We start from the raw sequence: 18632 nt of genomic DNA on the forward strand, positions 1-18632 counted from the left end.
CACGGACCATAGATAAATCTGTCCAACCGAATCCGTATAATCGGATCGGACGGACGATCGATCCAGCCGTGTCGCAGCGATGTACCGTGACGCGATCGCAGGACGTCAGAGGAGGATGATCATGGAAGGGACCGTCTATGCACACCGATTGCAGCACGCCGCCGCCGCGTCTTTGTCCGTTGTGGCGCAACCGCGACTGACGCCGACGCAGATCAAGGTGTTGCACGGCGTCCGGTCCGGCTTGCTCAACAAACAGATCGCATTCGACCTCGGTATCGCGGAGGCGACCGTGAAAGCGCACATGACCGCGCTGATGCGCAAGCTCAACGTCCGTAACCGGACGCAGGTCGCGATCGCCGCGCAGGATCTGGCGCCGGCGCTGCTCGCGCTGGCGTCCTGATCGCAGCGATTGCTGCCGGCCCTTCCTGCGATCCCGGCTAGATCCGGGACGAAGCCTGTCCGTCATTGAGGGCGTTCAGTCCGCGAAACGTCTCGCCGATGGCCTGGAAGATCGTGCTGTCGGCCAGTCGGGATGCGGCGTCCGGGGCGATGAGCAACCCGACGCGACGCGTGGCGGTAAACCCGGTCAGCGGAATCATCGCGATCCCCTCGGACGCGAAGCAGCGCGGCATGACGGTGATGCCGAGCCCTGCACGAACATAGGCGAGCGCGCGGTCGTCGCTGACGGTGCGCGCGGCCATGAACGGACGGACGCCGTGCGCCGTGAAGAAGCGGCTCGTCTCGGCCAGCGCCTCGCAGTGGCGGCGGACGATCATGGTCTCGCCGGCAACGTCGGCAATGCCGAGCCGGTCCCGCTTCGCCAGCCGATGATCGTTCGATACCGCAACCGCAAATCCTTCGTCGAACAGGAGCATGCCGCGGGGATCGTCGCCGACGATACCGAGCGCACAATCGATCCGGCCACGATCGAGCAGGCCGGACAACTCGCTGTTGCGCCCCTCGACGATTTCGAGCCGTTCGCCGGTGGACGCATGCTGCGCGCGCGTCAGCGCCTGGGCGATCCATGATGGGGGGAGCGTCGATGCGATGCCGAGACGGATGAGCTTGGTCGGGGCCGCATCCTGGAAATCGCGCTCGGCCTCCGTGAATTCGGCCTCGATCCGACGGGCATGCAGGACGAACCGCGTACCCCCGGGAGTCAGTTCGATGCGGCGGTTGGTCCGGAGGATCAGCGTTTGGCCAAGCGCCGCTTCCAGCTTGGCGATCCCGACCGACAGCGTCGGCTGCGAGACCCGGCACTGCGCCGCCGCGCGCGTGAAATTGCCCTGGTCGACGACCGCGAGGAAATACCGCAGCAGATAGCGTTCGATCATAGACCGGATCTATCGCATGTGTTCGGTCGTATCAATTTCTCAACAGAGGCGCGGCGCGGTAGCATCGGCCAAACACGCGTCTGGAGAGGCTGCAATGATTTCCGATTTCGATTTCGCGCTGGGTGAGTCGGCGGACATGATCCGCGAGAGCACGAAGCGGTTCGCCACCGACAAGATCGCGCCGCTGGCGGCGAAGATCGACGCCGACGACTGGTTCCCGCGCGAGCTGTGGCCGGCAATGGGGGAACTTGGCCTCCACGGCATCACCGTCGAGGAAGAGTTTGGCGGTCTCGGCCTTGGTTATCTCGAGCATGTCGTCGCGGTCGAGGAAGTCAGCCGCGCATCCGCCTCGATCGGACTCAGCTACGGCGCGCATTCGAACCTGTGCGTCAACCAGATTCGCCGCTGGGGCAATCCCGAGCAGAAGGCGAAGTATCTGCCCAAGCTCGTGTCGGGCGAGCATGTCGGCAGCCTTGCGATGTCCGAGGCGGGCGCCGGCTCCGACGTGGTCTCGATGAAGCTGAAAGCGGTGAAGACCGACACGGGCTACGTCCTCAACGGCACGAAATTCTGGATCACCAACGCGGCCTATGCCGACACGTTGGTCGTCTATGCGAAGACCGGCGAGGGCTCGCGCGGGATCACCGCGTTCCTGATCGAGAAGGACATGCCGGGCTTCGCGATCGGCCAGAAGATCGACAAGATGGGTATGCGCGGGTCGCCCACCGCCGAACTCGTCTTCACCGATTGTGAGGTCCCGTTCGAGAACGTGATGGGTCCTGAGAATGGCGGCGTCGGCGTGCTGATGTCGGGCCTCGACTACGAGCGCGCGGTGTTGGCCGGGATCCAGCTTGGCATCATGCAGGCGTGCCTCGACGTCGTGATCCCTTACGTCCGGGAGCGGAAGCAGTTCGGCACGCCGATCGGCCAGTTCCAGCTGATCCAGGCGAAGGTCGCCGATATGTACGTCGCGCTCAGTTCGGCGCGCGCGTACGTTTATGCGGTCGCCAAGTCGTGCGATGCCGGCAAGACGACGCGGTTCGACGCGGCGGGCGCGATCCTGCTGGCGAGCGAGAGCGCGGTGAAGGTGTCGCTCGAGTCGATCCAGGCGCTGGGTGGGGCAGGGTACACGAAGGACTGGCCGGTCGAGCGGTTCATGCGGGATGCGAAGTTGCTCGACATAGGCGCGGGAACGAACGAGATTCGACGCATGCTGATCGGCCGCGAGTTGATAGGTGCCGCCCCGAAGGTGGCACAGTAATGGCCCCCGCAAATCCTCCCCGGCACGGGGAGGGGGACCGCGCAGCGGTGGAGGCGGCTCACCCCGCGCGCAACGCCGGCGGAAGCCCCCCTCCACCCTTCGCCCAAGCGGACGAACGGTCCCCCTCCCCGTGCCGGGGAGGATTTGCGTGACCGCGCCCGTCCTGACCTCCGCACTGTCCCCCGACAGCGAGACGTTCCGCGCCAACGCGACCCACAACCGCGCGCTCGCCGAAACCCTCCGCGAGGACGTCGCCCGAACCGCGCTAGGCGGCAACGCCAAGTCCCGCGAGCGCCACACCGCCCGCGGCAAACTCCTCCCGCGCGATCGCGTCGAACGCCTGCTCGATCCCGGCTCGCCGTTCCTCGAAATAGGCCAGCTCGTCGCGAACGGCCTGTACGACGACGAAGTCCCCGGTGCCGGCCTGATCATCGGCATCGGCCGTGTCTCCGGTCGCCAGTGCATGATCGTCTGCAACGACGCGACCGTGAAGGGTGGCACCTACTACCCGCTCACCGTCAAGAAACACCTCCGCGCGCAGGAGATCGCGCAGGAAAACCGGCTCCCCTGCATCTACCTCGTCGACAGCGGCGGCGCCAATTTGCCGCATCAGGCCCAGGTCTTCCCAGACCGCGATCATTTCGGCCGCATCTTCTTCAATCAGGCCAACATGTCCGCGCTCGGTATCCCGCAGATCGCCTGCGTCATGGGCAGCTGCACCGCGGGTGGCGCGTATGTCCCCGCGATGTCCGACGAGACGATCATCGTCCGCGGGCAGGGGACGATCTTCCTCGCCGGCCCACCGCTGGTGAAGGCCGCGACCGGCGAGGTCATCTCGGCGGAGGAGCTGGGCGGCGCCGACACGCACGGCCGCCGCTCGGGCGTGGTCGATCACGTCGCCGAGAATGACGAGCACGCGCTGACCATCGTCCGCGACATCGTCTCGACGCTGCAACCGCAGGCGCAGACCGCGGTCAATCTCCAGCAGCCCAGGCCGCCGAAGTTCGCGCCCGAAGAGCTGTACGGCATCGTCCCGAGCGACGTCCGCGCGCCCTACGACGTCCACGAGGTCATCGCGCGCCTCGTTGACGGCAGCGAGTTCCACGAGTTCAAGGCGCTCTACGGCACCTCGCTCGTCTGCGGGTTCGCGCACATCTGGGGCATCCCGGTCGCGATCCTCGCCAACAACGGCGTGCTGTTCAGCGAGAGCGCACAGAAGGGCGCGCACTTCATCGAACTCGCTTGCCAGCGGAAGGTCCCGTTGCTGTTCCTCCAGAACATTTCCGGCTTCATGGTCGGTGGCAAGTATGAGGCGGAAGGCATTGCGAAACACGGCGCAAAGCTCGTCACGGCCGTCGCCACCGCGACCGTCCCGAAGATCACCGTCCTGATCGGCGGCAGCTTCGGCGCGGGCAATTACGGGATGTGCGGCCGCGCCTATTCGCCGCGCTTCCTGTTCACCTGGCCCAACAGCCGGATCAGCGTGATGGGCGGCGAGCAGGCCGCCTCCGTCCTCGCCACCGTCCACCGCGACGCGGACAGCTGGACGCCCGAACAGGCCGAAGCCTTCAAGGCGCCCGTCCGCCAGAAATACGAGGACGAGGGCAACCCCTGGTACGCCACCGCGCGGTTGTGGGACGACGGCATCATCGATCCCGCCCAAACGCGAGACGTGCTTGGCCTGGCTTTTGCCGCGACGCTCAACGCTCCCATCCCCGAACGCCCCGCGTTCGGCGTGTTCCGGATGTAACCCGATGATCCTGCTGTCACTTCTTCTCGCCGCTGGTCAGATCACCCCGGTCCAGCCGATCGTCAAAGGCACCGGCCTGCCGCCAGCCGTCGCGACCGAGGAGGCCGGTGTCATGGTCCCGATCGACGCGCTCTTCGCCGCGCTCGCTGCCCGCGACGGGCAGGCCATCCTGGCCCAGGTCCGTCCCGACGGCGGCGCCACCGTCGCCGAGGAAAAGGCCGACGGCACGCACTCGGTCCGCGGCACGAGCTGGCCCGAGTTCGCCGCATCGATCAAGCCCGGCCCCGAGCGCTACGCCGAGCGCCTCACCGATCCCGCGGTCGACATCGACGGCGACATCGCGATGGTCTGGTCGCCCTACGTCTTCACCATCGACGGCAAGGTCGCGCACTGTGGCACTGACCATTTCGACATGGTCCGCGAAGCCGGCCGCTGGAAGATCGCCAATCTAACCTGGTCGAAGCGCACCACCGGATGCGCCGCGCAATGATCACATCCCTCCTGATCGCCAACCGCGGCGAGATCGCCTGCCGCATCGTCCGCACCGCGCGGGTACTCGGCATACGCACGATCGCAGTCTATTCGGACGCCGACCCGAACGCGCTCCACGTCCGCCAGGCCGACGAAGCCGTTCACATCGGTGCGTCTCCGGCGCGCGAAAGCTACCTCGTCGGCGACCGCATCATCGCCGCCGCGAAGGAGACCGGTGCCGAGGCGATTCATCCCGGCTACGGCTTCCTGTCCGAGAATGCCGACTTCGCCCAAGCCGTGCTCGACGCCGGGCTGATCTGGGTCGGGCCCCACCCCGACAGCATCCGCGCGATGGGTCTGAAGGACGCCGCGAAACAGCGCATGATCGCCGCCGGCGTGCCCGTTACGCCGGGATATCTCGGTGAGGACCAGTCCCCCGACCGGCTGAAGGCGGAGGCCGACGCGATCGGCTACCCCGTCCTCATCAAGGCGGTCGCCGGCGGCGGCGGCAAGGGCATGCGCCGCGTCGATACCGCCGCAGAGTTCGCCGACGCGCTCGTCTCGTGCCAGCGCGAGGCGGCCTCGTCGTTCGGCAACACCGACGTCCTGATCGAGAAATACATCCTCTCGCCGCGCCATATCGAGGTGCAGGTGTTCGGCGATACCCACGGTAACGTCGTCCACCTGTTCGAACGCGATTGCTCGCTCCAGCGCCGCCACCAGAAGGTGATCGAGGAAGCGCCCGCACCCGGCATGGACGCAGCGACCCGCGAGGCGATCTGCGCCGCCGCCGTCAAGGCGGCCAAAGCGGTCGAGTACGTCGGCGCCGGCACGATCGAGTTCATCGCCGACGCCAGCGAAGGCCTCCGCGCCGATCGCATCTGGTTCATGGAAATGAACACGCGTTTGCAGGTCGAGCACCCGGTGACCGAAGAGATCACCGGCCAGGACCTCGTCGAATGGCAACTCCGCGTCGCGTCCGGCGAGCCTTTGCCCAAGCGTCAGGACGAACTGGCGATCGACGGCTGGGCGATGGAGGCGCGGTTATATGCCGAGGATCCCGCCAAGGGGTTCCTGCCGTCGATCGGCACGCTCGAACGCTTCGATCTCGGCACCACCGCGCGCGTCGATACCGGGGTAGAGCAGGGCGCCGAAATCTCGCCCTTCTACGACCCGATGATCGCCAAGGTCATCGCCTGGGGCGAAGACCGCGAGACCGCGCGCGAAGCCCTGGCGTATGCGCTCGACGGCGCGGTCGTCTGGCCGGTCCGCTCCAACGCGGGGTTCCTCGTCGAGGCGCTCGACCATCCCGACTTCGTGGCGGGCACGCTCGACACCGGGCTGATCGCCCGCGAAGGCGACGCGCTCATGCCGCCGACGCACCCGACGGAAGAGGCGTTGGCTGAAGCTGCTGGAGCGCTCGTCTCCACCGATCCAATCTCGGGCTTCCGTCTGAACGCCTCTTCGCGCCGTACTGCGACATTCCTGCTGGACGGCGAACCGGTAGAAGTCGATCTCGACGGGCGGGCCGGAACGACGTCGGCGTTCGAAGACGTCCTGATCTCCGAAGCCGGCCAGACCTGGCAGCTCAAGGCTTGGCGCGCGTCGGGTGTCGCTGCGGGCGGAGCAGCGGATGGCGCGATCCTGTCGCCGATGCCCGGCCGTATCATCGCGGTCGACGTTTCGGCCGGCGACACCGTCACCAAGGGCCAGAAGCTGGTCACGCTCGAGGCGATGAAGATGGAGCATTCGCTGACCGCGCCGTTCGACGGCACCGTCGCGGACCTCAACGCAATCGAGGGCGGACAGGTGACCGAGGGCACCATGCTCGTCCGCATCGAGAAGGATTCCTGATGGCCGGCCGCTATTTCGACGACTGGAGCATCGGCGACCGGATCGAGCACGAGATCCGCCGCACGGTGACCGAGACGGACAACCTCCTGTTCTCGACGATGACGCACAACCCGCAGCCGCTTCATCTCGATATCGAGGCGGCCAAGGCGAGCGAGTTCGGCCGGATCCTCGTCAACGGCACCTTCACCTTCGCGCTGATGGTCGGGCTGTCGGTGGGCGAGACGACCCTTGGGACGCTCGTCGCCAATCTCGGCTACGACAAGCTGGTACACCCGAAGCCGGTCTTCATCGGCGACACGATGCGCTGCGAGACCGAAGTTACCGAGCTGAAGCCCAGCAAGTCGCGCCCGAACGCGGGTATCGTCACCTTCACGCACCGGCTCATCAACCAGCGCGACGAGATCGTCTGCCAATGCCTGCGCACCGCCCTGATCGAGCGGCGCGCAAGTCCTCCTCAGTGATTGTCGCGCGGTAGGCCCATCGTCTGCGCGATCCGCTGGTACTTCTCGGCGCCTTCGAGGATCGCACCGGTTTCCATCTGGCCGACCGTGGCGCGCTGGATTTCCTGCCAAGGCGTCTGCGAACGCGGATAGGCATAGCCACCCGCTTCGGTCAGCGCACGGCGACGTTCGGCAAGATCCTCGTCGGAGATCAGCACGTTGGCGCTGCCCTTGGCAAGGTCGATACGAACCCGGTCGCCGGTCCGGATCAGCGCAAGCCCACCCATCGCCGCGGCTTCGGGTGAGGCGTTGAGGATCGAAGGCGATCCGGAAGTCCCCGACTGCCGCCCATCACCGATGCACGGGAGCGCGCCGACGCCTTCGCGGATCAAATAGGCGGGTGGGCGCATGTTGACGACTTCGGCGGCACCCGGATAGCCGATCGGGCCGGCGCCGCGCATGAACAACAGCGTGTCGGTAGTAATTCCGACCGAGGGATCGTCGATCCGCGCGTGATAATCCTCGGGACCGTCGAACACGACCGCGGGACCTTCGAACGCCTCGGGATCGTCCGGGTTGGAGAGATACCGTTCGCGGAACTCGGGGCTGATCACGCTGGTCTTCATGATCGCCGAGTCGAACAGATTGCCGCGTAACACGATGAAGCCCGCATCCTCCAGCAACGGTGTCGCGAACGGGCGGATGACTCGCTCGTCCTCGATCGTCGCGTTGCGGCAATTGTCGCCGATCGACTTGCCGTTCGCGGTCATCGCATCCTCGTGGATCAGCCCCTGCTTCATCAGCTCGGCGACCACCGCGGGGACGCCGCCGGCGTGGTAATAATCCTCGCCGAGATACTCGCCGGCGGGCTGGAGGTTGACCATCAGCGGGACTTTGTGACCGTGCGTCTGCCAGTCGTCGATCGGCAGGTCGACGCCGATGTGACGCGCGATCGCAGCCAAGTGGATCGGCGCATTGGTCGACCCGCCGATCGCCGAATTGACGACGATCGCGTTGTGAAACGCCTCCTTGGTCAGGATGTCGCTGGGCTTCAGATCCTCGGCGACCATGTCGACGATCCGCTTGCCGGTGCGATACGCGACTTCCTGGCGATCACGGTACGGCGCGGGGATCGCGGCCGAGCCGGGCAACTGCATGCCGAGCGCCTCGGCAAGGCTGTTCATCGTCGTCGCGGTGCCCATCGTGTTGCAGTAACCGGTCGAGGGCGCCGACGACGCGACGAGCTTGATGAAGCCCTCATCGTCGATCGCGCCGGTCGCGAGCAGCTCGCGCGCCCTCCACACGATCGTCCCCGAACCGGTTCGCTCGCCCTTGTGCCAGCCGTTGAGCATCGGCCCGACCGACAGCGCGATCGCCGGGATGTTGACCGTTGCGGCGGCCATCAGGCAGGCCGGCGTCGTCTTGTCGCAGCCGATCGTCAGCACGACGCCGTCGAGCGGATAGCCGTACAGCACCTCGACCAGCGCCAGGTACGCGAGGTTGCGGTCGAGCCCGGCGGTGGGACGCTTGCCGGTTTCCTGGATCGGGTGGACCGGGAATTCGAGCGCGATGCCGCCGGCTTCACGGATGCCTTCGCGCAGACGTTCGGCGAGCACGAGGTGGTGGCGGTTGCAGGGCGACAGGTCGCTGCCGGTCTGCGCGATGCCGATGATCGGCTTGCCCGAGCGCAGTTCCTCCAGGCTCAGCCCGAAGTTCAGATAGCGCTCCAGATAGAGCGCGGTCATGTCGATGTTCTCGGGGTTGTCGAACCATGCGCGGCTGCGAAGCGACGAGGGCAGTTTGGGCAAGTCGGTCATGAGGAGCTTTCTGGAGATCGGGATCGGTAGAGCGGTATCAGCGCGCAACCGAAACGCGGTAGATCATGCGGTGATGATAGGGTTTGCCGGGATCGACCCGCGCGGACCCGAACGCGGGCTGGTTGGGGGTATCGGGAAATTTCTGTGGTTCGAGCGCGAGCCCGTCGCCCATCCGGTAGACGTGGCCGGACTTGCCGACCAGCGACCCGTCGAGGAAGTTGCCCGAGTAGAACTGCACGCCGGGTTCGGTCGTCAGCACCTCGAGTACGCGACCCGACGCCGAATCCTCGACACGGGCGGCGAGGCCGGGCTCGGCAGTGGCGCCCTTGTCGAGCACGTAATTATGATCCCAGCCGTGCGCGATGACGATCTGCGGATCGCGGCCGTCGCGCAGGCCGTCGGACAGCGAACGACCTTTCGTGAAATCGAACACCGTGCCGGCGACGGGCTTCATCTCGCCGGTCGGGATCAGCGTCGCGTTGACGGGCGTGTAGCGCGCCGCGGGGATCGTCATGCGCTGGCCGTAGATGCCGGTGCCCGAGCCCTCGCCGGCGAGATCGAACAGCGCGTGATTGGTCAGGTTGACGATCGTCGGCGCATCGGTCGTCGCGTCGAAATCGATCGTCAGCGCACCCTTGTCGTCGAGTGCGTAGGTGACCTTGACGGCCAGCGTGCCGGGATAGCCCTGGTCGCCCGCCGGGCTGGTCATCGTCATCACGACCTTCGCCTGCGCGCCATTCGTGGCCGAGACGATCTTCCAGACATGCTTGTCGAAGCCGACCGTGCCGCCGTGCAGGCTGTTCGTCTTGTCGTTGAGCGGCACCTGATAAGTCTTGCCGTCGAGCACGAAACGGCCACCGGCGATGCGGTTGGCATAGCGGCCGATCGTCTGGCCCCAGAAATTCGGCGCGGTGACGTAGCTTGCGGCGTCGTCATAGCCGAGCGTGATGTCGGCGGCGCGACCGTTGCGGTCGGGCGCGTTGAGCGACTGGAGCGTCGCGCCGAGCGTCATGATCCGCGCGCTGACGCCGTTGCTGCCGGTGAGCGTCACGGCTTCGATCGCGGTGCCGTCGGGGAGGGTGCCGAATGCCGCGCGCTTGGCCGTCGCTGCGGTCGCCGCCTGGGACGACAATATGGTCACCATCGCGGTCGCCAACACAAACCCCGTTTTTCCAATTGCGCGCATTCCGGTTCCCGTCCTTAATCGCTCGACGCCGTTGACGCGCCTTGTGTCGCTATATAGTCGGACAATATAATTCGGAGCAAGCCATACGGTGAAAGACTGTCGATACAGTCACCGACATGGCGCCTACAGGGCGCCGATACGGCACGGAGGATGAAGACGATGGCGATGCCGATACAGACGCAACGACCGGTTGAGCGCGGTGCTACGCCGTTAGGCGAGGGCGCGAGTGCCGGCGCTGGTTCGGGCGGGGGTTCGGGCGGGGGTTCGGGCGGGGGTTCGGGCGGGGGTTCGGGCGGGGGTTCGGGCGGGGCACCAAGCTATCGCTCCGCGCTGACGCTGCTGGCGAGCCTGTTTTTCATGTGGGGCTTCATCACCGTCATTAATAATACATTGCTGCCGCATCTGCGCAGCGTGTTCGACCTCAGCTACACGCAGACGACGCTGATCGAGAGCGTGTGGTTCATCGCGTATTTCTTCGCGTCGATCCCGTCGGCAAAACTGATCGAGCGAGTCGGCTATCAGCGCGCGATGGTGTTCGGGCTGGGGCTGATGGCAGTCGGGGCGCTGATGATGGTGCCCGCCGCGCGGCTGCCGTCCTACGGCGTCACGCTGGTCGCGTTGTTCGTGATCGCGAGCGGGATCACGTTGTTGCAGGTCGCCGCCAACCCATATGTGGCGGTGGTCGGTCCGCCCGAGACCGCATCGTCGCGTCTCAACCTGGTGCAGGCGTTCAACTCGGCGGGCGCGACGCTGGCTCCCTTGTTCGGCGGGTATCTGATCCTCGGGCGTTCCACATCGGGGACTGCTGCGGCCGGCTCGACCGCGGTGCTGACACCGGCCGAGCGGCTCGCCGATGCGCAGTCGGTGGTGTTGCCGTATCTGATCGTCGCCGCCGTGCTGGTGGTGCTCGCAGTCGTCATCGCCCGCTTTCCGCTACCGGCGATGGGCGCGTCGACGCAGCGTTCGGCCAAGGCTGACCGCAAGGGCCTTTCGCTCTGGTCGCACCGCAACCTGGTGCTCGGCATCCCGGCGATCTTCATTTACCTGATCGCCGAGATCGGTGTCGCCAATCTGTTCATCAACTTCGTCAGCCAGCCGCAGATCGGCAACCTGACTCACGAGCAGGCCTCGCACTATTTGTTTATCCTGTGGGGCGGGATGATGGTCGGCCGGCTGGTCGGCAGTTACGTCATGCGCACCGTGCCGGCCGAGCGTGTGCTGGCGATCGCGAGCATCGGCGCGTGCGTGGTGATGCTGATCGCCACCTTCACCACCGGTCACGTCGCGATGTGGGCGCTCATCTCGGTCGGATTGTTCCACTCGATCATGTTCCCGACGATCTTCACGCTGGGGATCAAGGGTTTGGGGCCGTTGACCGAGGAGGGTTCCGGCCTGTTGATCATGGCGATCGCAGGCGGTGCGCTGGTGATCGTGCAGGGCTGGCTCGCCGATACCTACGGGCTGCAGATCTCGTTCCTGCTGACCGCGGCGTGCGAGCTCTACATCCTGTTCTACGCGCTCTGGGGTTCGCGGGTCACCGATGCGCTGCCCGAGCCGCACGTAGCCCATGTCTGAGTAACGGGCCGGTCTAGCCGCGAAGGGGGAGTATCAGGGTGGCGCGAAGCCCCCCGGTTTCGGGCGAGCGCGACAAGGCGAGCGTGCCGCCGTTGAGTTCGGCCAGTTCGCGCGTGATCGACAACCCGAAGCCGTGCCCGTCGCCGCGCTCGTCGAGTCGGCGACCGGGCAGCATTGCCTCCGCCAGCGCCGCGTCGTCGAGCCCCAGACCATCGTCGACGATCGCGACCACCATGGTGGCATCGACGATGGTCGCGTCGATCGAGATCGCCGACCGGGCGTGACGCCAGGCGTTGTCGAGCAAATTACCGATCATCTCATCGAGATCCTGCGGGTCGATCGCCACCGCCGCCGCATCGGGCACATCGCTCCGTAGCGTGATCGACCGCTCGGCGTGAATCCGTTGCAGTACCGCGACGAGATCGGCGATCGCCGGCGCCACCATCGTCCGCGCGCGTGCTCCGGTGCCTGCCGCGTCGGCGCGCGCGCGACCCAGATGATGACGCATCCGGCGGTCGATCTGGTCGACCATGTCGCGCACGTCGTCGTCTGCGCCCGCTTCCGCCAGCTTGAGCGCCAGCGCGGCGAGCGGCGTCTTCAGTCCGTGCGCGAGGTTGGCGACATGCTGGCGGGCATGCGCGAGGCCGGCAGCGTTCTGGTCGATCAGCGCGTTCAGTTCGGTGACGAGCGGTTGCAGTTCCCCCGGCTGGTCCGCAGGCACGTGGCGGGCGGTGCCGGCGCGGACCGCGGCGAGCGACGTCCGCAGCGCCCGTAGCGGGCGCAGGCCGACGCGGAGTTGCAGGACCGTCGCCAGCGCCAACCCGGCACCCAGCAGCGCCAGCGAGCCGAGCAACGGGATCATCGCCTCGCGAAGCGGCGCCTCGACGATCCGGCGGGGGCCGATCGCGGTAATCGTGACGGGGCCGCGCGGCGTCGGCACCTCGAGCGTCCGCGAGTGAAGCCGATTGCCGCCTCGATCATGCGTATCGCCGGGATGCGGACGTCGATCGTCGTCGGGGCGAGGCACCATCGGGCCGGTACCGCGGCCAGGCGAGGGGGTGGCCGCTGAAGGCTGCGGGGGCGAGGGCGGGACAGCAGCGGGCAACGGGGCAGCGGGCAACGGGGCAGTCGGCGGCAGGGCAGGCGCGGAACCGCTGTCGATGCGGCCTGCCGGTCCCTCGACATGCCAGGACCAGTCGGAGCCGGGCTCGCCGAAGTCGGGCAGGTCGATCGCGCGTGTCCGATCGAGCGTTGCATCGGGCCGCACCGCGCGTGCGATCACCGCAACCTGCGCGTCGAGCCGCTCGTCGAGCCCGCGCATGACGAAACGCTCGAGCACATGGCCGATCGTCACGCCGGCGAACACCAGCGCGAACAGGGTGGAGATCGCCGCGATCCCGAGCATCCGCCCGAACAGCGATCTTGGGATCAGCGAACGCGGCGTCACGCGGCGCCGTCCGCAGTGAGACGATAGCCGCGGCCGCGCACCGTCTCGATCATGTGCGCGCCGATCTTGCGGCGGACCCGGCCGATGATCACCTCGATCGAGTTCGAATCGACGTCCGCATCGCCTTCGTAGACCCGCTCGATCAGGTCGGCGCGCTCGATCACGACTTCGCGGCGGAGCATCAGCGCGGACAGGACGCGCCATTCGAACGCGGTCAGTTTCAGCGGCAGGCCGTCCAGCTCGAACGTGCCGAGCTGCGCATCGAACGCCAGCGGCCCGCAAGTCACGCGCGCGGCTGCGTGGCCTGCCGCGCGGCGGACCAGCGCGCGGAGGCGCATCACCACCTCCTCGACGCGGAACGGCTTGACGACGTAATCGTCCGCGCCGGCCTTGAACCCCTCGACCTTTTCCGACCAGCCGTCGCGTGCGGTCAGGATCAGGACGGGCAGATCGCGCCCCGCCGCGCGCCAGTCACGCAGCACGGAGAGCCCGTCGCGCTTGGGCAGCCCGAGATCGAGCACGGCGGCGTCGTAGAGTTCGGTCGTGCCGAGATGACCGCCATCCTCGCCGTTCCGCGCCACGTCGACCGCGAAATGCTCGGCGCGCAACGCCCGCGCGAGCCCGTCGGCGATCGCCGCATCGTCTTCGACCAACAATACCCGCATCCCGCAATCCCTCTGCTCGCCGAGCCTCTTCCGTGGCGTCCTATGTCCGAGGACCCAACGGAAACTGAACGGCTTGGTTCAGCGGGCGTCGGCAGCGTGCGCCTAAACGGTGATTCGTCAACCAACGAGAGGAACGACGCAATGTCCGAACACCCTGGCTACCCTCTGCCCCCGAAGGGCTTCAACTTTCGCCGCAACCGCCTCGCGCTTGCCGCTGCCGGCCTGCTCGTCGTCGGCGGCGCTGCCGGTGCGGTCACGGTCGCGGCCACCCGCCCGAGCGTGACGATGGCACCCGCCACGCCGGTCGCGATCCGCTCGCTACAGTCGGACGGGATCGTCACGATCCGCGGCACCGTCGCCGAAATCTACGGCACCAAGTTCGTGATGGCCGACCCGACCGGCCGCGCGCTCGTCGATCTCGGCCGCGAAGGCGAAGACGGCGCGCTGGTCACCGCCGGCCAGCCGGTCACGATCCAGGGCCGGTTCGAGCATGGCTTCGTCCACGCCTCGTTCCTGGTCGGCGCTGGCGGCAAGGTGACCGCGCTCGGTCCGATCGGTGGCCCGCCGCGTGGTCCGCATGGCCCCGGTCGTGATGGGCCAGATGGTGGCCCCGATCGCGGCCCGGGTGCTCCGCCGCCCGCCGGTATGATGCCGCAGGCGGGTGTCGCGACACCCGGCGTTCTGCCTGCACCGGCGACGGCGCCTGCCGCTGCTCCGGCACGACAGGCGACGCCAGCGACCTGAAGGTTACGCGGAGCGGGTCATCGGCCGGCTCCGCGTTTCACGGCGGGCCTTGGAGACCGGGGGGCGCCACCAATACCAGCCCGTCACTATCAGCGGGGTCGCCAGCAGCAATCCTGCGGCTCCATCCCAGCCGCCATCGCCGATCAGCCCTGCGCCGAGTCCGAGCGTCGTCGCGATCCCGAGCAGGGTCGGCACGGCGAAGATCTGGCGGTTCGTCTTGTGGCTCATGGCTCGCCCGCCATCACGACTTCGCGGACGCGCTGGTCGGCGGGGCCACCCCGGCGACGGATCCACAGATACAGTCCGCTGCCGAGCACCACGATCGTCAGCACGTCGAACACCGCCCACACGATCTTCATCGCCAGGCCTCCGTAATCCCCGAAGTGCAGCGGCTGCGCGAGCAGCATCGCCTGCATGTACCACGGCATCGGCGTCACCGCGTCGAGCCGCCCGGTGGCCGCATCGACGAAGCCCGGCAGCAGCAGCTTCGAGGTGAGCGGCGTCGCGCCCTTCATGAAGACGGCATAATGATGCTTGCTGCTGAAGACGACGCCGGGGAACGCGATGAACTGCGGCTTCATCCCGGGCGCTCGCTGCTGCACCGCGTCGAGCGCGGCCTGCACCGACGCGCGCTGGCGGCCGAGCGGCGTCCGCGTCTCGCTCGCCATGATCTCGGCAAGGCCGTTGGCTTTCCAGATCGCGGTGATCGGCACGACGAACGTGTTGATCGTCCCCGTCACGCCGACCACGCTCGCCCAGATCAGCGTGACGATGCCGAGCAGGTTATGCCGGTCGAGCCAGCCGAGCCGCGCGCTGCGCCCGCGGCGCAGCGTGCCGAAATCGAGCTTGGCCATGAACGGCGCGTACAGCACCACTCCCGAAACGATCGCGGCGAAGAACAACAGGCCCATGACCCCGAGGAAGATTTCCGCCCAGAAGCCAAGCAGCATGTCGGTGTGCAGCTTCAGGATGAAGTCCATCACACCCGGAACGTACGGCGGCAGTGCATCCCCGGTGCGCGCGTCGAGGCCGAGGAAGTGCATCTGCGCGGGCGCCGCGTCGGGCGTCGGGCCGCTGGTGACGTAGACGACCGGACGCTCTTCGTCGAAGCTCAGATACAGCGGGATATTGCCCGGCGCCTTCGCGGCGGCACGGGCGAGGATCGCGTCGAGCGAGAGCGTTGGCGTGGTCGCGGGCAAGCTTGCAAGCGGGGCGGGCGGATCGAGCCATTCGTCGATCTCGTGATGAAAGATCAGCGGCAGGCCCGTCACGCACAGCATCAGGAGGAACGCGGTACAGATCAGGCTCGTCCATTTGTGGACGAGGTACCACGCCTTGATCGTACCGCGAGTCATGCGGGCAGGAAGGCGGCGGCTGCCAGTGCGGATGCGGTGTGACCCATCGGCGTACTGGTACAGTAATGATAACGATGTGCAATAGCGGGAGTTGTCGGCTGGAGCTTGCTCGTCTTTTAACGAAGGCGAGCAAGCATCCGATACGTGTCAGGCGATACCCGCGCCGCCGGTGACGCCGTAGACTTCGCCGGTGATGTAGCTTCCCTCCTGCGAGGCGAGCAGGACGTAGATCGGCGCGATCTCGACCGGCTGGCCCGGCCGCCCGAACTGGCTCTTCGATCCGAACGTCTCGACCGCCTCCTGAGGCTGGCCACCACTCGGCTGCAACACCGTCCAGAACGGGCCGGGTGCGACGACGTTGGCGCGGATGCCCTTCTCGATCATCTGCTTGGCGAGCCCCTTGGTATACGCCGTGATCGCGGCCTTGGTGGTGGCGTAGTCGAGGAGATTGTCCGACGGGTCGTAGCCCTGCACCGAGGCAGTGGTGACGATCGCCGCGCCGGCCGGCAAATGCGGCACGGCGGCCTGCACGAACCAGTGCAGCGCATAGACGTTGGTCTTCATCGTCTTGTCGAAATCCTCGGTCGACAGTTCTGCGACCGAGGGCCGAGTCTGCTGGCGCCCGGCATTGACGACCAGCACGTCGAGCCCGCCCATCGCGTCGACTGCCCGTTGCACCGCCGAGCGGCAGAATGCCTCGTCCATCACGTCGCCAGGCAGCGCAATGCCCTTGTGACCCTCGGCCTCGATCAGCGCGATGACCTCTTTTGCATCCGCTTCCTCGGCGGGAAGATACACGATCGCGACGTCGGCGCCTTCGCGCGCATAGGCGATCGCGGCGGCACGGCCGATGCCGCTGTCGCCCCCGGTGATAAGCGCCTTGCGCCCCTTCAGCTTACCCGAGCCGGTGTAGCTGGTCTCGCCGTGATCGGGTTTCGGCTCCATCTTCGCGGCGATCCCCGGGGCTTCCTGGGGCTGCTGCGGGAAGGGGGGCTGCGGATATTGCGTGCGCGGGTCCTGCATGGTGAGCCGGTCGGCCATCGGATACTCCTGTCAGTCGTGAAGCAGGGCAACCGATGCCGGGGGGATAAGTTGCGCGTTACTTGAGCAGGATCAACGCTTTCGACAGCGTCATGTAGACCCCCCACAGGATCGGCAGCGCGACCGCCAGCCACGCGAGCGCGACGATCGGCGCGGTGCCGCTCGTCGCCGGACCATCGGCGGCGACGGCCGGCTCGACGGCGAGCGGCGTGTCGTCGGCGGCCATGTGGAATTTGGCTGCAACCGGGCGCACGAACAGGTCCGCGACGAACCCGCAGACCAGCATCGCCGCCAGCACCCAGAAGATCGGCTGGTACACTTGGTCGCGGGGAATGCCCGCCGCGATCCGGCCGTCGCGCATGTTCGCCACCAGCAACGGCCCGACCACCCCCGCGGTCGACCACGCGGTCAGCAGCCGGCCGTGGATCGCGCCGACATATTTCGTCCCGAACAGATCGGCGAGATACGCGGGCGCGGTCGCGAACCCGCCGCCGTACATCGACGCGAGCACGCAGAAGACGAGGATGAACAGCCCTAGCGTCGTGCCCGCGAGCGCCGGCGCGGCCACGCCGTACAGCAGCGCGCCCGCAGCCAGGATCGTCGCGAACAGCGGCTTGCGGCCGATCCGGTCGGACAGCCACGCCCAGAAGAACCGTCCGCCGATGTTGAACAGGCTGATCGCCCCGACGAACCCGGCACCGACCGCCGCCGCCGCCTTCTTCTGGTCGTCGTCGAACGCGGTGAACACGATGCCGGGGGCGTCGATCAAGCGGCCGCCGAACAGTTCCTGCACCATCGGCGAGGCAATGCCGATGATCCCGATCGACGCGGAGACGTTGCAGAACAACACCAGCCACACCAGCCAGAATTGCGGCGTGCGGTGCGCGTCGGACAGCGCCACATTGAAGCGGCTGATCGCGGAGTCCGCGCTGGCCGGCGGCGTCCAGCCCGCCGGTGCCCAACCGTCCGCGGGCACGCGGTAGCCGATCGCGCCGGCCATCATGAACACGAAATAGCCGCTCGCGAGCACGAGGAAGGTCTGCCAGACGCCGACTCCGGTGGCGCTCGCGAAGTGCTTCATCAGCAGGTCGGCGAGCGGTCCGCCGATCATCGCGCCGCCGCCGAAGCCCATGATCGCCATCCCGGTCGCCATGCCGCGCCGATCGGGAAACCATTTGATCAGCGTCGAGACGGGCGAGATGTAACCGAGGCCCAGCCCGATCCCGCCGATCACGCCCGACCCGAGCCAGATCAGCCAGAGCTGATGCAGCGACACGCCGATCGCGGCGATCCCCATGCCACCGCACCAGCAGAACGCCGCGACGACGCCGGCCTTGCGCGGGCCGGCGCGTTCGAGCCAGCCGCCCCAGATCGCCGCCGCCGCGCCGAGCACGACGAAGAACAGCGTATAGGTCCACACCAGATCGCTGACGCGCCAGTCGCAGGTCGTGGTCGTCAACGCGCCGAGCAGGGACAGATTGGGGCATGCAACCGGGTCGGAGATGCCGATCGCGTGCGACAGCGGCAGCCAGAACACGCTGAACCCGTACGCCATGCCGATGCACAGATGGATCGCCAGCGCACACGGCGGCACCAGCCACCGGTTGAAGCCGGGGGCGGCAACGGTGCGTGCCCGACTGAGGACTCCGCTGTTTTTCATGTGGTCGGTGGACATGTGCGCCTCTGCTTCAT

At 67.2% G+C, this 18632-nt stretch carries 17 protein-coding genes; 8 read left to right on the forward strand and 9 right to left on the reverse strand.

The features are described from left to right. Nucleotides 1–121: 121 nt before the first annotated feature. Nucleotides 122–400, forward strand: coding sequence for a helix-turn-helix domain-containing protein (locus tag O6Y00_RS03940; RefSeq protein ID WP_353441286.1), 279 nt, complete (start codon nt 122–124; stop codon nt 398–400). A gap of 37 nt (nt 401–437) precedes the next feature. Here the strand turns inward: O6Y00_RS03940 and O6Y00_RS03945 are convergent, their stop codons facing one another. Then, a complete protein-coding gene (locus O6Y00_RS03945; RefSeq protein ID WP_353441287.1) occupies nt 438–1334 on the reverse strand; it encodes a LysR family transcriptional regulator in 897 nt (298 codons plus the stop codon). A gap of 94 nt (nt 1335–1428) precedes the next feature. Here O6Y00_RS03945 and O6Y00_RS03950 point away from each other — a divergent pair, with 94 nt between their 5' ends. The 5 genes from O6Y00_RS03950 to O6Y00_RS03970 all read left to right on the forward strand — a co-directional run bounded on the left by O6Y00_RS03950 (nt 1429) and on the right by O6Y00_RS03970 (nt 7131). Next, nucleotides 1429–2595 (forward strand): isovaleryl-CoA dehydrogenase, encoded by a 1167-nt coding sequence (locus O6Y00_RS03950; RefSeq protein ID WP_353441288.1) that lies wholly within the window; start codon nt 1429–1431, stop codon nt 2593–2595. A 148-nt stretch (nt 2596–2743) separates the two neighbouring features. Then, nucleotides 2744–4345 (forward strand): carboxyl transferase domain-containing protein, encoded by a 1602-nt coding sequence (locus O6Y00_RS03955; RefSeq protein ID WP_353441289.1) that lies wholly within the window; start codon nt 2744–2746, stop codon nt 4343–4345. A 4-nt stretch (nt 4346–4349) separates the two neighbouring features. Further along, entirely contained in the window at nt 4350–4835 is a 486-nt protein-coding gene (locus O6Y00_RS03960; protein ID WP_353441290.1) for a nuclear transport factor 2 family protein, read from the forward strand. Next, a complete protein-coding gene (locus tag O6Y00_RS03965; protein WP_353441291.1) occupies nt 4832–6670 on the forward strand; it encodes an acetyl/propionyl/methylcrotonyl-CoA carboxylase subunit alpha in 1839 nt (612 codons plus the stop codon). The genes O6Y00_RS03960 and O6Y00_RS03965 overlap by 4 nt, the downstream gene beginning before the upstream one ends. After that, nucleotides 6670–7131 carry a MaoC family dehydratase gene (locus O6Y00_RS03970; protein WP_353441292.1) on the forward strand — a complete coding sequence of 154 codons (462 nt, stop codon included), beginning with the start codon at nt 6670–6672 and terminating at the stop codon, nt 7129–7131. The genes O6Y00_RS03965 and O6Y00_RS03970 overlap by 1 nt, the downstream gene beginning before the upstream one ends. Here O6Y00_RS03970 and O6Y00_RS03975 read toward each other — a convergent pair. Continuing rightward, nucleotides 7125–8927, reverse strand: coding sequence for an IlvD/Edd family dehydratase (locus O6Y00_RS03975; protein WP_353441293.1), 1803 nt, complete (start codon nt 8925–8927; stop codon nt 7125–7127). The two genes, O6Y00_RS03970 and O6Y00_RS03975, sit on opposite strands and share 7 nt — an antisense overlap. Before the next feature lie 37 nt (nt 8928–8964). Next, a complete protein-coding gene (locus O6Y00_RS03980) occupies nt 8965–10113 on the reverse strand; it encodes an aldose epimerase family protein (protein ID WP_353441294.1) in 1149 nt (382 codons plus the stop codon). Between the two features lie 159 nt (nt 10114–10272). On the opposite strand from O6Y00_RS03980, the gene O6Y00_RS03985 reads away from it, so the two are divergent. Next, entirely contained in the window at nt 10273–11688 is a 1416-nt protein-coding gene (locus O6Y00_RS03985; RefSeq protein ID WP_353441295.1) for a sugar MFS transporter, read from the forward strand. A 13-nt stretch (nt 11689–11701) separates the two neighbouring features. Here the strand turns inward: O6Y00_RS03985 and O6Y00_RS03990 are convergent, their stop codons facing one another. Both O6Y00_RS03990 and O6Y00_RS03995 read right to left on the reverse strand, forming a co-directional pair. Next, on the reverse strand, nt 11702–13135 hold the full coding sequence (locus O6Y00_RS03990) for a sensor histidine kinase (protein WP_353441296.1): 1434 nt from the start codon (nt 13133–13135) through the stop codon (nt 11702–11704). Then, the gene (locus O6Y00_RS03995; protein ID WP_353441297.1) at nt 13132–13800 is read right to left on the reverse strand and encodes a response regulator transcription factor; all 669 of its coding nucleotides are present in this window, start codon (nt 13798–13800) and stop codon (nt 13132–13134) included. Before O6Y00_RS03995 ends, O6Y00_RS03990 begins: the two co-directional genes overlap by 4 nt. Nucleotides 13801–13941: 141 nt before the next feature. On the opposite strand from O6Y00_RS03995, the gene O6Y00_RS04000 reads away from it, so the two are divergent. Then, nucleotides 13942–14544, forward strand: coding sequence for a hypothetical protein (locus tag O6Y00_RS04000; RefSeq protein WP_353441298.1), 603 nt, complete (start codon nt 13942–13944; stop codon nt 14542–14544). Between the two features lie 3 nt (nt 14545–14547). Here the strand turns inward: O6Y00_RS04000 and O6Y00_RS04005 are convergent, their stop codons facing one another. From O6Y00_RS04005 to O6Y00_RS04020, 4 genes are all read right to left on the reverse strand, one after another. Continuing rightward, complete coding sequence (locus tag O6Y00_RS04005) at nt 14548–14772, reverse strand: hypothetical protein (RefSeq protein ID WP_353441299.1); 225 nt, start codon at nt 14770–14772, stop codon at nt 14548–14550. Then, nucleotides 14769–15899 (reverse strand): PepSY-associated TM helix domain-containing protein, encoded by a 1131-nt coding sequence (locus O6Y00_RS04010; protein WP_353441300.1) that lies wholly within the window; start codon nt 15897–15899, stop codon nt 14769–14771. Before O6Y00_RS04010 ends, O6Y00_RS04005 begins: the two co-directional genes overlap by 4 nt. A gap of 147 nt (nt 15900–16046) precedes the next feature. After that, the gene (locus tag O6Y00_RS04015) at nt 16047–16940 is read right to left on the reverse strand and encodes an SDR family oxidoreductase (RefSeq protein ID WP_353441301.1); all 894 of its coding nucleotides are present in this window, start codon (nt 16938–16940) and stop codon (nt 16047–16049) included. Between the two features lie 58 nt (nt 16941–16998). Then, nucleotides 16999–18600, reverse strand: coding sequence for an OFA family MFS transporter (locus O6Y00_RS04020; RefSeq protein WP_353441302.1), 1602 nt, complete (start codon nt 18598–18600; stop codon nt 16999–17001). Between the last annotated feature and the right edge of the window lie 32 nt (nt 18601–18632).

Source organism: Sphingomonas faeni (genome assembly GCF_040407565.1).
GTDB lineage: Bacteria > Pseudomonadota > Alphaproteobacteria > Sphingomonadales > Sphingomonadaceae > Sphingomonas > Sphingomonas faeni_F.

Bases quoted from the DNA above. Each gene is read 5' to 3' on its own strand.
- O6Y00_RS03960 (WP_353441290.1), top strand. From the start codon at position 4,350: ATGATCCTGCTGTCACTTCTTCTCGCCGCTGGTCAGATCACCCCGGTC.
- O6Y00_RS04010 (WP_353441300.1), bottom strand. From the start codon at position 15,899: ATGACTCGCGGTACGATCAAGGCGTGGTACCTCGTCCACAAATGGACG.
- O6Y00_RS04000 (WP_353441298.1), top strand. From the start codon at position 13,942: ATGTCCGAACACCCTGGCTACCCTCTGCCCCCGAAGGGCTTCAACTTT.
- O6Y00_RS03940 (WP_353441286.1), top strand. From the start codon at position 122: ATGGAAGGGACCGTCTATGCACACCGATTGCAGCACGCCGCCGCCGCG.
- O6Y00_RS04015 (WP_353441301.1), bottom strand. From the start codon at position 16,940: ATGGCCGACCGGCTCACCATGCAGGACCCGCGCACGCAATATCCGCAG.
- O6Y00_RS03945 (WP_353441287.1), bottom strand. From the start codon at position 1,334: ATGATCGAACGCTATCTGCTGCGGTATTTCCTCGCGGTCGTCGACCAG.
- O6Y00_RS03995 (WP_353441297.1), bottom strand. From the start codon at position 13,800: ATGCGGGTATTGTTGGTCGAAGACGATGCGGCGATCGCCGACGGGCTC.
- O6Y00_RS03965 (WP_353441291.1), top strand. From the start codon at position 4,832: ATGATCACATCCCTCCTGATCGCCAACCGCGGCGAGATCGCCTGCCGC.
- O6Y00_RS03950 (WP_353441288.1), top strand. From the start codon at position 1,429: ATGATTTCCGATTTCGATTTCGCGCTGGGTGAGTCGGCGGACATGATC.
- O6Y00_RS04020 (WP_353441302.1), bottom strand. From the start codon at position 18,600: ATGAAAAACAGCGGAGTCCTCAGTCGGGCACGCACCGTTGCCGCCCCC.
- O6Y00_RS03975 (WP_353441293.1), bottom strand. From the start codon at position 8,927: ATGACCGACTTGCCCAAACTGCCCTCGTCGCTTCGCAGCCGCGCATGG.
- O6Y00_RS03970 (WP_353441292.1), top strand. From the start codon at position 6,670: ATGGCCGGCCGCTATTTCGACGACTGGAGCATCGGCGACCGGATCGAG.
- O6Y00_RS03985 (WP_353441295.1), top strand. From the start codon at position 10,273: ATGGCGATGCCGATACAGACGCAACGACCGGTTGAGCGCGGTGCTACG.
- O6Y00_RS03980 (WP_353441294.1), bottom strand. From the start codon at position 10,113: ATGCGCGCAATTGGAAAAACGGGGTTTGTGTTGGCGACCGCGATGGTG.
- O6Y00_RS04005 (WP_353441299.1), bottom strand. From the start codon at position 14,772: ATGAGCCACAAGACGAACCGCCAGATCTTCGCCGTGCCGACCCTGCTC.